General features: G+C 65.9%; 11 protein-coding genes and 2 tRNA genes. 9 read left to right on the top strand and 4 right to left on the bottom strand.

Annotation, left to right across the window (positions count from 1 at the left end):
- Positions 1-63: 63 nt before the first annotated feature.
- From yajC to queA, 3 genes are all read right to left on the bottom strand, one after another.
- Positions 64-390 (bottom strand): preprotein translocase subunit YajC, encoded by a 327-nt coding sequence (gene yajC / locus AC51BJ_RS12045; protein WP_019919264.1) that lies wholly within the window; start codon positions 388-390, stop codon positions 64-66.
- Positions 391-494: 104 nt separating this feature from the next.
- Positions 495-1,604: a tRNA guanosine(34) transglycosylase Tgt gene (gene tgt, locus AC51BJ_RS12040; protein WP_430433138.1), complete on the bottom strand. Its 1,110-nt coding sequence runs from the start codon at positions 1,602-1,604 to the stop codon at positions 495-497.
- Positions 1,594-2,685, bottom strand: a complete 1,092-nt coding sequence (gene queA, locus AC51BJ_RS12035) for a tRNA preQ1(34) S-adenosylmethionine ribosyltransferase-isomerase QueA (RefSeq protein ID WP_496280378.1) — start codon at positions 2,683-2,685, stop codon at positions 1,594-1,596. The genes tgt and queA overlap by 11 nt, the downstream gene beginning before the upstream one ends.
- A 61-nt stretch (positions 2,686-2,746) precedes the next feature.
- Between queA and AC51BJ_RS12030 the strand changes: the two genes are divergently transcribed.
- The 8 genes from AC51BJ_RS12030 (at position 2,747) to AC51BJ_RS11995 (ending at position 9,133) form a co-directional block, all read left to right on the top strand.
- Positions 2,747-2,831 (top strand) — tRNA-Leu (locus tag AC51BJ_RS12030).
- A 49-nt stretch (positions 2,832-2,880) separates the two neighbouring features.
- On the top strand, positions 2,881-3,822 hold the full coding sequence (locus AC51BJ_RS12025) for a bifunctional riboflavin kinase/FAD synthetase (protein WP_019919261.1): 942 nt from the start codon (positions 2,881-2,883) through the stop codon (positions 3,820-3,822).
- 15 nt (positions 3,823-3,837) lie between these two features.
- Positions 3,838-6,651 (top strand): isoleucine--tRNA ligase, encoded by a 2,814-nt coding sequence (gene ileS / locus AC51BJ_RS12020; RefSeq protein WP_496280377.1) that lies wholly within the window; start codon positions 3,838-3,840, stop codon positions 6,649-6,651.
- Between the two features lie 5 nt (positions 6,652-6,656).
- On the top strand, positions 6,657-7,151 hold the full coding sequence (lspA, locus tag AC51BJ_RS12015; protein WP_496280376.1) for a signal peptidase II: 495 nt from the start codon (positions 6,657-6,659) through the stop codon (positions 7,149-7,151).
- Positions 7,148-7,582: an FKBP-type peptidyl-prolyl cis-trans isomerase gene (locus AC51BJ_RS12010; RefSeq protein ID WP_430433143.1), complete on the top strand. Its 435-nt coding sequence runs from the start codon at positions 7,148-7,150 to the stop codon at positions 7,580-7,582. The genes lspA and AC51BJ_RS12010 overlap by 4 nt, the downstream gene beginning before the upstream one ends.
- A gap of 10 nt (positions 7,583-7,592) precedes the next feature.
- Positions 7,593-8,519, top strand: a complete 927-nt coding sequence (gene ispH / locus AC51BJ_RS12005) for a 4-hydroxy-3-methylbut-2-enyl diphosphate reductase (protein WP_430435598.1) — start codon at positions 7,593-7,595, stop codon at positions 8,517-8,519.
- Between the two features lie 43 nt (positions 8,520-8,562).
- Entirely contained in the window at positions 8,563-8,979 is a 417-nt protein-coding gene (locus AC51BJ_RS12000; protein WP_304003760.1) for a Fur family transcriptional regulator, read from the top strand.
- Positions 8,980-9,057: 78 nt separating this feature from the next.
- A tRNA-Thr gene (locus tag AC51BJ_RS11995) sits at positions 9,058-9,133 on the top strand.
- A gap of 130 nt (positions 9,134-9,263) precedes the next feature.
- Here AC51BJ_RS11995 and AC51BJ_RS11990 read toward each other — a convergent pair.
- Positions 9,264-9,851: a hypothetical protein gene (locus AC51BJ_RS11990; protein WP_496280375.1), complete on the bottom strand. Its 588-nt coding sequence runs from the start codon at positions 9,849-9,851 to the stop codon at positions 9,264-9,266.
- A gap of 256 nt (positions 9,852-10,107) precedes the next feature.
- Here AC51BJ_RS11990 and pepN point away from each other — a divergent pair, with 256 nt between their 5' ends.
- On the top strand, positions 10,108-12,756 hold the full coding sequence (gene pepN, locus AC51BJ_RS11985; protein ID WP_496280374.1) for an aminopeptidase N: 2,649 nt from the start codon (positions 10,108-10,110) through the stop codon (positions 12,754-12,756).
- Positions 12,757-12,795: the final 39 nt, after the last annotated feature.

The raw sequence follows: 12,795 nt of genomic DNA, 5'->3' as shown, positions 1-12,795 counted from the left end.
TGCGAGGCGGGAATCAGGAGGGGAAATGCCGGTGACGCTCGCCACCGGCCGGGCCGGAATGGCTTACAGCGCCTTCAGCGTGCCCTTGGGCAGCACGGTCGATACAGCTTGGCGCTGCACCGCGACTTCGACATTCGGTGCCAGCTCGACGGTGATGAAGTTGTCGCTCACCTTGACGATGCGGCCGGCGACGCCACCCTGGGTGACGACCTCGTCGCCCTTGGCCAGCGCTTCGACCATGGACTTGTGTTCCTTGGCGCGCTTCATCTGCGGGCGGATCATCAGGAACCACAGCACGACGAACATCAGGACGATGGGCAGCAGGCCCATGATGCCGCCGGTGGGATCAGCGGCGCCGGCGGCTTGCGCGTAGGCGGGGGAAATGAGCACGGTGGTCTCCGGTTGGACTTATTGGAAAGCTCGCGAGTATATCAGTCGAGTCCTACATGCCCGGGCGGGCAGGATTTGCTCACATATCGGCCCTTGCGAGTGGGTCAGACACCGCGCATGCGTTCGGCCAGGAAGGAAGCCGACCACTGAGCGTATCGTCCGCCCTCGATCGCTTCGCGCGCCTCGCGCGTGAACTGCTGGTAGAAGTGCAGGTTGTGCAGCGTATTGAGTCTCGCGCCCAGCATTTCGTTGCAGCGGTGCAGGTGGTGCAGGTAGGCGCGCGTGTAGTGCGTGCAGGTGTGGCACTCGCAGGAGGCGTCGAGCGGCGCGGTGTCGTCCTTGTAGCGCGCGTTCTTCAGCTTGATGTCGCCGTAGCGGGTGAACAGCCAGCCGTTGCGCGCGTTGCGGGTCGGCATGACGCAGTCGAACATGTCGATGCCGTAGCCGATCGCATGCACGATGTCCTCGGGCGTGCCGACCCCCATCAGATAGTGCGGCGCGTCCTGCGGCAGCCGCGGCGCCGTGTGCGCGAGGATGCGCTGCATGTCCTCCTTCGGTTCGCCGACCGACAGGCCGCCGATGGCGTAGCCGTCGAAGCCGATGTCCTTCAGCCCGGCGAGCGACTCGTCGCGCAGGTCTTCATGCATGCCGCCCTGCACGATGGCGAACAGCGCATTCGTGTTGCCCAGCTTGTCGTGTTCGTCGCGCGAGCGCTGTGCCCAGCGCAGGCTGAGCCGCATCGACTCGGCCGCGGTCGCGTGATCGGCCGGGTAGGGCGTGCACTCGTCGAAAATCATCACCACGTCGGAATTCAGGTCGTGCTGGATGCGCATTGACTCTTCCGGCGTCAGCATGAGCTTGTCGCCGTTGATCGGGCTGGCAAAGCGCACGCCTTCTTCGGTGATCTTGCGCAGCGCGCCGAGCGAGAACACCTGGAAACCGCCGGAGTCGGTCAGGATGGGCCGGTCCCAGCCCATGAAGCGATGCAGGCCGCCGTGCTTGCGGATGATGTCGGTGCCCGGCCGCAGCCACAGGTGGAAGGTGTTGCCGAGCACGATGCGCGCGCCCATGTCCTGCAGTTCGGCCGGGTCCATGCCCTTGACCGTGCCGTAGGTGCCGACCGGCATGAAAACGGGCGTTTCCACGGTGCCGTGCGCCAGCGTGACGCGGCCGCGGCGGGCGAGGCCGTCAGAGGCGAGCAGTTCAAACTTCATCGGAATCCCTCATGCGCGCCGGAATGAACATGGCGTCGCCGTAGCTGAAAAAGCGGTAGCGCTGCGCCACCGCGTGCGCGTAGGCGGCGAAGATGCGGCGCCGGCCGGCCAGCGCCGACACCAGCATCAGCAGCGTCGATTTCGGCAGGTGGAAATTGGTAAGCAGGCCGTCGATCACGCGGAAGTCGTAGCCGGGTGTGATGAACAGTCGGGTGTCGCCGCTGCAGGCGGTCAGCGGGCCGTCGCCACAGGCGGCGGCCGCCGATTCCAGGCAGCGCAGGCTGGTGGTGCCGACGGCGATGACGCGGCCGCCGGCCGCCCGGGTGTCAGCGATGGCCTGCGCGGTGTCGGCCGACAGCTGGAAGCGTTCGCTGTGCATCCGGTGCTCGGCCAGGTTTTCGACACGCACCGGCTGGAAGGTGCCGGCGCCCACATGCAGCGTCACCCGCGCGATGCGCACGCCGCGCGCGGCGACCGCAGCCAGCAGCGCTTCGTCGAAATGCAGGCCGGCGGTGGGTGCTGCGACCGAGCCGGTTTCGCGCGCAAACACGGTCTGGTAGCGTTCCTCGTCGGCTTCCGCCGCCGCGCGGTCGATGTAGGGCGGCAGCGGCAGGCGGCCGTGGCGCTCCAGCAGGTCGAGCAGGGGTGCGTCGGCCGGACCGCGCAGCACGAAGAACTCGCCATCGCGCCCCAGCACCTCCAGATCGAAGGCGTTCTCCATGCGCAACCGGCTGCCGGGTCTGGGCGTCTTGCTGGCGCGTACCTGCGCCAGCGCCTCGCGCTCGCCGGTCAGCCGCTCGATCAACACCTCGACCTGACCACCGCTGTCCTTCTGGCCGTACAGGCGGGCGTGCATCACACGCGTGTCGTTGAACACCAGCAGATCGCCGGGGTCGAGCCATTGCGGCAGGTCGCGGATGCAGGCGTCGGTCGGCGCGTCGCGGCCGACGACCAGCAGGCGGCTGGCGCTGCGTTCGGGCAGTGGCGCCTGCGCGATCAGTTCGTCGGGCAGGTCGTAATCGAAGTCGGAAAGCGTGAGCACGGCGTCGGACAGGGCGGAGAAGCGCGAAAAACCGCGCATTGTACCGCCCGGCGACTTGCCGGACGGCGTCGGTCGCCCGCATAATCCGGCCCTCTTCCCTGCCGGGATGGCGGAATCGGTAGACGCAGCGGATTCAAAATCCGCCGCCGCAAGGTGTGTGGGTTCGAGTCCCACTCCCGGCACCACGACGTGCACAGGTATACTTGCGCGTTTTTCACGCGCATCCCTCTTTTCGTGCAGGTCTTCCGCGCAATCCCGTCCGTCGCAGACACCCCGATCGCGCTGACCATCGGCAATTTCGATGGCGTGCACCTCGGTCACCAGACATTGCTCGCGCAACTGTCGGAGAAGGCGCGCGCGCTCGGCGTACCGGCCGCGGTGATGACCTTCGAACCGCACCCGCGCGAGTTCTTCATGCACGAACGCCGGCCAACGCGGCTGACCAGCCTGCGCGAGAAGCTCGAGCTGTTCCGCCGGGCAGGCGTTGATCGCGTCTATGTGTGTCGCTTCAACGCGCGCTTCGCCGCGCTCGGCGCGCAGGCCTTCATCGACGAGCTGCTGGTGCGCGGACTGGCGGTGCGCCACCTCATCATCGGCGACGATTTCCGCTTCGGTCGCGGCCGCGAAGGCGATTTCGAACGCCTGCGCGCGGCCGGCGAACAGCATGGCTTCTCGGTGGCGAGCATGGACACGGTCGAGATCGGTGGCGAGCGCGCCTCCAGTTCCGCCGTGCGCGAAGCGCTGGAGCAGGGCGATCTGGCGCGCGCGGAACGCCTGCTCGGCCGCCCCTACGCGATCAGCGGTCGCGTCGAGCACGGGCAGAAGATCGGTCGCCAGCTCGGTTTCCCGACCGCCAACATCCAGCTCAAGCACCGCTCGCTGCCGCTGTCCGGCATCTATGCGGCGACGGTCACCGGCGGCGGGCTGGTGAATGCGCCGGGCGCAGCCAGCGTAGGCGTGCGCCCGACGATTGCCGACGGGCTGCGCCCGACCTGCGAGGTTTATGTGCTGGACCGCGAGGTCGACCTCTACGACCAGCACGTGTCCGTGCGCTTCTGTCACAAGCTGCGCGATGAAGCGCGCTACGAAGGCCTGGATGCGCTGCGCGCAGCGATCGCGCAGGACGTGGCGAACACCCGCGCGTGGTTCGCCCAGAACCCGATTTCCGAAGACTGAACCTGGCTGATCAAGATGGCTGATTACCGTACGACGCTGAACCTGCCCGACACCGCCTTCCCGATGCGCGGCGACCTGCCCAAGCGCGAACCCGGCTGGGTTCAGCAGTGGCAGCAGACGCAGCTCTACAAGCGCATCCGCGAAAAGGCCGCCGGCCGTCCGAAGTTCGTGCTGCACGACGGCCCGCCGTATGCGAACGGCGATATCCACCTCGGGCACGCGGTGAACAAGATCCTGAAGGACATCATCGTTCGCTCGAAGACGCTGGCCGGCTTCGACGCGCCCTACGTGCCGGGCTGGGACTGCCACGGCCTGCCGATCGAGCACCAGATCGAGAAAAAGCACGGAAAGAACCTGCCCGCCTCCGAAGTGCGCAAGCTTTGCCGCGCCTTTGCCGGCGAGCAGGTGGAGATCCAGAAGAAGGGTTTCATCCGCCTCGGTGTGCTGGCCGACTGGGACCGGCCCTACCGCACGATGGACTTCGGCAACGAGGCAGGAGAGATCCGCGCGCTGGCCGAAATGGTGAAGAAGGGCTGGGTGTATCGCGGCCTGAAGCCGGTGAACTGGTGTTTCGACTGCGGATCGGCGCTGGCCGAAGCCGAGGTCGAGTACCAGGACAAGGGCAGCCCGGCGGTCGACGTCGGCTTCCCGATCAGTGAGCGCGAGCGCGGCCGTCTGGCCGCCGCCTTCGGTCTGGCCGGACTGCCGGCGGGCAGCGTGCATGCGGTGATCTGGACCACCACGCCGTGGACCATTCCAGCCAACCAGGCGCTGAACATGCACCCGGAGCACGTGTATGCGCTGGTGCAGACCGACGCCGGCTGTCTGGTGCTGGCCGAGGCACTGGTCGAACAGAGTCTGAAGCGCTTCGGCCGCGAGGGTCGCGTGCTGGCCACCGCGACCGGCGACAAGCTGGAGCGCATCGCCTTCCATCACCCGCTGTACGAGCGCGAGTCGCCGGTGTTTCTGGCGGACTACGTCGGCCTCGACGCCGGCACCGGCATCGTGCATTGCGCGCCGGCCTATGGCGTGGACGACTTCAATTCCTGCATGAAGAACGGCCTGACCGTGGCCGACGTGCTGAACCCGGTGCAGAGCAACGGTGTGTATGCCGAGTCACTGCCCTTCTTCGGCGGCCTGCACATCTGGAAGGCGAACCCGGTCATCGTGGACAAGCTGGCCGAGGTCGGCGCGCTGTTCTCGCACGAAAAGATCCAGCACAGCTACATGCACTGCTGGCGCCACAAGACGCCGCTGATCTACCGCGCCACCGCGCAGTGGTTCGTCGGCATGGACCTGAAGCCGGAAGGTGGCCCCAGCCTGCGTGAGTCGGCGCTGAAGGCGATCGAGGACACCGCTTTCTACCCGGACTGGGGCAAGGCGCGGCTGGCCGCGATGATCGCCAACCGGCCGGACTGGTGCATATCGCGCCAGCGCAACTGGGGTGTGCCGATCCCGTTCTTCATCCATCGCGAAAGCGGCGAACTGCATCCGCGCACGGTCGAACTGATGGAAGCGGTGGCCACGCGGGTGGACGCCGAGGGCATCGACGCCTGGTTCAATCTGGATGCCACAGAACTGCTGGGCGCCGACGCGGCGCAGTACGAGAAGATCAGCGACACGCTGGACGTGTGGTTCGATTCCGGCGCCACTCACTGGCATGTGTTGCGCGGTTCGCACGCCGATCTGGCGCGCACCGACGGCGGCCCGGTCGCCGACCTCTATCTCGAAGGTTCGGACCAGCACCGCGGCTGGTTCCACTCGTCGCTGTTGACCGGCTGCGCGATCGACGGCCAGGCGCCGTACAAGGCGCTGCTGACGCACGGCTTCACGGTCGATGCGCAGGGGCGAAAGATGTCGAAATCGCTCGGCAATGGCATCGAGCCGCAGGAAGTCGGCAACAAGCTGGGCATCGAAACCCTGCGCCTGTGGCTGGCCTCGACCGATTATTCGGGTGAGCTGTCGATCTCGAAGGAAATTCTCGACCGCGTGGTCGAAACCTATCGCCGGCTGCGCAACACCGTGCGCTTCCTGCTCGCCAACATCGCCGATTTCGACGCGCAGGCCGACATGCTGCCAGCCGACCAGTGGCTGACCATCGACCGCTATGCGTTGGCGCTGACGCGCGACCTGCAGGCGCGCGTGACCGCCGATTACGAGCAGTACGAATTCCACCGCGTGGTGCAGGCGCTGCAGCACTTCGCGTCGGAAGATCTTGGTGCCTTCTACCTCGACGTGCTGAAGGACCGGCTCTACACCACCGCAGCCGGCTCGCACGCCCGCCGCTCCGCGCAGTCGGCGCTGTGGCACATCACTCAGACCCTGGTGCGGTTGATGGCGCCGGTGCTGGCCTTCACTGCCGAGGAAATCTGGACCGTGCTCGGCGACAAGTCGGCCGACAGCGTCATGCTGACCACCTGGCACGAGCTGCCGGAACAGGCGGACGAGGCGGCCCTGATGGCGCGCTGGACGCGTATCCGTGCGCTGCGTGCGGAATCGGCCCGCGTGCTGGAGACGCTGCGTTCGGAAGGCGGCATCGGTTCGTCGCTGCAGGCCGAGGTCGAGGTGCGCGCCGCTGGCGAACTGCACGACGACCTCGCGTCGTTGGGTGACGATCTGCGCTTCGTGCTGATCACCTCGGCCGCGACGTTGAAGAAGGCGGCGAGCGAGGCGGAGCAGGGCGTTACGGCGACGCCGAGCGCCCATGCCAAGTGCGCCCGCTGCTGGCATTACCGCGCGGACGTCGGCAGCAATCCGGAGCATCCGGAACTGTGCGGCCGTTGCGATGCCAATCTGCACGGTGCGGGCGAAGCCCGCGAACACGCCTGAAGCCGATGAACGCACGCCTTGCCGCCTGGCTCGCCCTGTCCGCCTTCGTGGTCGGGGTGGACCAGCTCACCAAATACCTGATCACGCAGTGGCTGAGCTATGGCCAGAGCTGGTCAGTGACCTGGTTCTTCGACCTCGTGCTGGTTTACAACCCTGGCGCGGCCTTCAGCTTCCTGGCCGACCACGACGGCTGGCAGCGCTGGTTCTTCATTGTGCTGACGTCCACGGTGTCGATCTGGCTGATCATGCTGATGCGCAAGCACGTCGCGGAAGTGGTGTTGCCGCTCGGCCTGGCGCTGATACTGGGCGGCGCGATCGGCAACCTGATCGACCGCGTCGTGCTCGGCGCCGTGGTCGACTTCCTGTATTTTCATGCCGGGAGCCGAGGCTTCCCGGCCTTCAACGTGGCTGACTCGGCCATCACAGTGGGCGTGGTGCTGATGCTGGCGGACCAGTTCGGTCTGTCGGACCGCTTCGCCCGCGCGGAGAAACAAGCATGAACGACACCGTCAAACCTGACAGCCTGGTCACGCTGCACTTCCGCGTAGCCCTGCCGGAAGGTGGTCAGGCGCTGATCAGCACCTTCGAATCGACGCCGGCCACGCTGCAGCTGGGCGGTGGCGAGCTGGCGCCGGCGCTCGAGGCGCGCCTTGCCGGGCTGGAAGTGGGCAGTCACCATGTGTTCGAACTGGAGCCGGGCGAGGTGTTCGGCGAGCACAAGGCGGATCTGGTCGAGCGCTTTGCGCGTCGCGACATCCCGGCCGATATCGAACTGGACGTGCATTCGGTGATCGAATTCACCGATAACGACGGCAACAAGTTTCCCGGGCTGGTGCGCGAACTGGACGAGCAGTCCGCGCTGATCGATTTCAACCACCCGTTGGCGGGCCGCGCCGTGCGTTTCGAGGTGGAGGTGATCGGTGTCTCCTGAGGGCGAGAACATGGACGTGCTGCTGGCCAATCCGCGTGGCTTCTGTGCCGGGGTGGAGCGGGCGATCGCGATCGTCGAGCGCGCGCTGGAGCAGTACGGGGCGCCGATCTACGTGCGCCACGAAGTGGTGCACAACAAGTTCGTCGTCGACAGCCTGCGCGCCAAGGGCGCCATCTTCATCGACGATCTGGCGCTGGTGCCGCAGGGCGCCACGCTCATCTTCAGCGCGCATGGTGTACCGCAGACCGTACGTCACGATGCGTCGTCGCGCGGCCTGCGCGTGTTCGACGCGACCTGCCCGCTGGTGACCAAGGTGCATGTCGAGGTCGCCAAGATGCGCGACGCCGGGCGCGAGATCATCATGATCGGCCACAAGGGGCATCCCGAGGTCGAGGGGACCATGGGGCAGGCGGAGGGCGGCATGTATCTGGTCGAAACCGTGGCCGACGTGCAGTCACTTCAGGTGGACGACCCGGACAAGCTGGCCTACGTGACGCAGACCACGCTGTCGGTCGATGACGCGCAGATCATCGTCGACGCGCTGCGAGCGCGCTTTCCGACCATCGTCGGTCCGAAGCGTGACGACATCTGCTACGCGACGCAGAACCGCCAGGATGCGGTCAAGTTCATGGCACCGCGCAGCGATCTGGTGCTGGTGGTGGGTTCGCCCAACAGTTCCAACTCCAACCGCCTGCGCGAAGTGGCAGAGCAGTTCGGCGTACCGGCGCACCTGATCGACAACGCCAGCCAGATTGATCCCGCATGGCTGGCAGGGCGCAAGCGTATCGGCGTCACCGCCGGGGCGTCGGCGCCCGAAGTGCTGGTGGATGCAGTGATCGCCCGGCTGCGCGAACTGGGTGCGGCATCGGTCAGGACGCTGGACGGCACACCCGAGAACGTGAATTTTCCGCTGCCGAAGGAACTGGCTCAGCCGTGACCGGACTTTGCGCGACGGCATTCCGTTTCATATACTCGAAACCATGAAATCTCCGCTCAACCGCGAACAGACCATCGATCTGCTGCGCGCACACGACATCAACCTGACGCAGCCGCGCATCGACATCGCCTGTGTGCTGTTCTCGCGCATGGAGCATCTGTCGGCCGACCAGATCCTGGCCATGGTCAACGAAACTTCGCCGTCCGCGTCGAAGGCGACCGTCTACAACACGCTCAAGGTGTTGCGTGAGGCCGGGCTGATCCGCGAGGTGATCGTCGATCCGACCAAGGTGTTCTTCGATCCGAACACCGAACCTCACCATCACCTGTACGACGTCGTGACCGGTTGCCTGACCGATATCCCCAACAACACGTTGCGTATAGAAGGCATGCCGCAACTGCCGCCGGGCATGGTGGCTGATGGCGTCGATATCGTCGTGCGCGTGCGTCCGGGCGCTTGAGTGCGGCGAAATTACCGCTTTCTGCCTTACCTGCATTGATTTTGCGGTGTTCAGCGGCTATAATGCGCGCTCTTTATTGCCGCTGTAGCTCAGTCGGTAGAGCAGCGCATTCGTAATGCGAAGGTCACCAGTTCGATTCCGGTCAGCGGCACCAGTGAAATGAAACAGAAAAGCCAGTTCTCGCGAACTGGCTTTTTTGTTTTGTGCGCCCGGGTTCAACTCAAAAACAAGGGGTTGCGGCCTTGCGGCGGCAACCCCTTTGATCTGATCAGCGCGATGCGCGCTCAGCCATTCACTTGCAGGCTGTCGCCAGCGACTTCTTCGCTCCGCGCCAGTGGGACACTGAGACTGCGCAGCGCGGCGGTGACGTGGTGCATCGGCGCGATTTCGTGACGGAACAGGTAGGCGAGGACCTTGCCGTTGCTCCAGGTGTCGGGCAGCGCGATGCGTACGGTGTGCGCTGCGCTGGCGTCCAGTGCCGTATGCACGAGCCAGGCACCAATCTGCTCACGCAGCAGGAATCGGGTCTTCAATGGGCTGGTGGCGAGCGACATGCCCGGTGCGTCGGACAGGCGGATGGCCAGGGCACGTGCCAGCGGGATCCAGTCGGATTCGACCTGCTGGCCGTGGCAGGCGGCGAGAGCGGCGTGTTCCCGCTTCAGGAACTCACACAGCAGCGCTGCCAGTTCGCCAGCCGTCCAGTTGCGCAGGCCCGGAGCAGCCGGGGCTGCATCGTGCGCGGACGTGCTGTCATGATGCGCGGCATTCGCCGAGAAGCGCGGCCAGCTCGCCCGCGTACGGGCCGGGGACAGTTCTTCGCCTGCGCCTGGTTGGCGCGCGACGACGGCCCCTTCGTTCAGACTTGCACCCATGGCATACCTTTTGAGTTGTTGATTCGATGGTAATGCTGCGATGTGTCATTCTTTGGAACTTAGGTCACCCGGACTAAGGGTTTACCCGGATACTGCTTTTCCCCTGATGACGGCTTCCTTGACCTCCGGTACACCACCCGCGCTCGGCACGATGAGCCGGAAACGGCCGTGTGGCTTGATGCTGACCCAAGGAATCCCGCATCCCGGAACTTGTCCGAACCTGCACCTCTGGTGTTATCGACACGGAAGTTAACAAATGAAGAACTCTTTTTCGCGCGCCATCCGCCTTCGTGATTACGTCGCCCCCGCCTGGTGGGTGGACGAGGTGGAACTCGACGTGACCCTGGTCGACGACGGTACGGCCCTGGTTGCAGCTGTCATGATGTTGCGCCGCAACGAATCGGTGCCGCGCGCACCGCTGCAGCTCGACGGGGAAGCCCTCGAGCTGCTGCAACTCAGCGTTGATGGACGCGCGCTGCCCGCGCCGGCCTCGTTCGTCCGCGACGGCAGACTCGAACTGGCCGATCTGCCCGACCGTTGCCGCGTCGCCACCCAGGTGCGCATCAAACCGGGCGAGAACACCACGCTGTCCGGCTTCTACCGCTCGAAGGACGGCTACTTCACGCAGTGCGAGGCGGAAGGCTTCCGTCGCATCACCTGGTTCCCGGATCGTCCGGACGTCATGTCACGCTACACGGTGACGCTGCACGCCGACAGGACGCGCTTCCCGGATCTGCTGGCCAACGGCAACCTGGTCGCGAGCGGTGACGAGGAGGGTGGTCGCCACTGGGCGCGCTGGGTCGACCCCTTTCCCAAGCCCTGCTATCTGTTCGCCATGGTCGCGGCGAAGCTCGACCGCCTCGACGACAGCTATACGACGGCATCCGGACGCAAGGTCGATCTCGCGATCTATGTCGAGCCGGGCAAGCTCGACCAGTGCGATTTCGCGATGCACGCGCTGAAGAAGTCGATGCGCTGGGATGAGCAGCGTTTCGGCCTGGAGCTCGACCTTGACCGCTACATGATCGTCGCCGTCGGCGACTTCAACATGGGGGCGATGGAGAACAAGGGCCTCAACATCTTCAATACCAAGTACGTGCTCGCGCGGCCGGACATCGCCACCGACGTCGATTACATGAACATCGACCGCGTGGTCGCGCATGAGTACTTCCACAACTGGACCGGCAACCGCGTCACCTGCCGTGACTGGTTCCAGCTGTCATTGAAGGAAGGTCTGACCGTCTTCCGTGACCAGGAATACGGGTCGGATGAATATTCGCGCCCGGTACAGCGCATCCAGGAGGTACGCGGGCTGCGCGCGGCGCAGTTCCCGGAGGACGCCGGGCCGATGGCGCACCCGATACGGCCGGCCAGCTACGAGGAAATCAACAACTTCTACACCGCCACCGTCTACGAAAAGGGTGCCGAGGTGGTGCGCATGATCCACACGCTGCTCGGCGAGGACGGCTTCCGTCGCGGCATGGATCTTTACTTCGAGCGGCACGACGGACAGGCGGTGACCTGTGACGACTTCGTGTCGGCGATGCAGGACGCATCCGGCGTCGATCTGGCCCAGTTCCGTCGCTGGTACGAACAGGCCGGGACACCGCGGCTGAAGGCCGACGCCACCTTCGATGCCCCCAGCGGACGATGGACGCTGACGCTGACCCAGTCCAACCCGGAAACCGCCTACGAGAAACGTCTGACCGAGGAAGGGCTGAAGTTTGCCCGCGGTCCGCTGCACATTCCGGTGGCGTTGGGCCTGCTGAGCGCGGATGGCCGCGAAATCCTGCCAACCACGGTGCTGTCGCTGACCGAAGCGACGCAGACCTTCGAGTTCGATCTGTCGTCGCACGCGCTCGCGTCGGCACCGCTGCCTTCGCTGCTGCGCAATTTCTCGGCACCGGTGGCGCTCGATTTCGATTACGGAGATGCCGGGCTGGCGACGCTGATGGCGCACGACAGTGACGAATTCAACCGCTGGGAGGCCGGTCAGCGGCTTGCAACGCGATTGATGCTGGCCGGTGTGGCGCAGGTGCAGGCAGGCAATGAGGCGGTCGTGCCCGACCTGTTCGTCGATGCCTTTGCTGCGGTGCTGGCACAGGCGGACGCCGATCCGGCCTTCGCCGCCGAAGCGCTCACGCTGCCGTCCGAAGCCTGGCTGGGCGACCAGATGGCGGTGATCGACCCGGACGCCATCCACCGCGTGCGCACGCTGTTCCGGCGCACGCTGGCTGAGCGGCTGCGGCCGCAGTTCGACGCGTTGCTGGCGCGTCATGTCGTGACGGGCGCCTACGCACCGGAACCGGCGGCGATGGGCCGGCGCGCACTGCGCAACCTCGCGCTCGGCTATCTGATGACGCTGGACGACAGTGCGCTGCAGCTGAAAGCGCTTACCCAGTTCCGCGACGCCGACAACATGACCGACCAGTTCGCCGCGTTCTCACTGCTGGCGCACAGCGACACGCCGCTGCGCGAAGTGGCACTGAGCGAGTTCTACGCGCGCTGGAAGGACGAGGCGCTGGTGGTGGACAAGTGGCTGGCGGTGCAGGCCACCTCGCCGCTGCCGGATGCCCGCGCCCGCGTGCGCGAGCTGATGGCGCACGAGGCCTTCGACCTGAAGAATCCGAACAAGGTGTATGCGCTGGTGCGCACTTTCTGCGCCGCCAATCCGCTGCACTTCCACGCCGCCGACGGCTCCGGCTACGCCTACGCCGCCGGCGTCATTCGCGAGCTGGATCCGGTGAATCCGCAGGTCGCGTCGCGCGTGGCGCGTGCTTTCGATCGCTGGCGCCGCTTCGACGACGGTCGTCAGGCCCACGCCCGCAAGGCGCTGGAGAGCATCCGCGACCTGCCGGGACTGTCGGCCGACGTGGCCGAAGTGGTGAGCCGGGCGCTGGCCTGACGCCGTGCAGCGGCCCGGCCGGGCCGCTGCCGCGGCGGA

This window comes from Methyloversatilis sp. S146-33 (genome assembly GCF_059552495.1).
The sequence above is the reverse complement of the archived record's forward strand: the minus strand, read 5'-3'. Positions and strand labels throughout refer to the sequence as shown.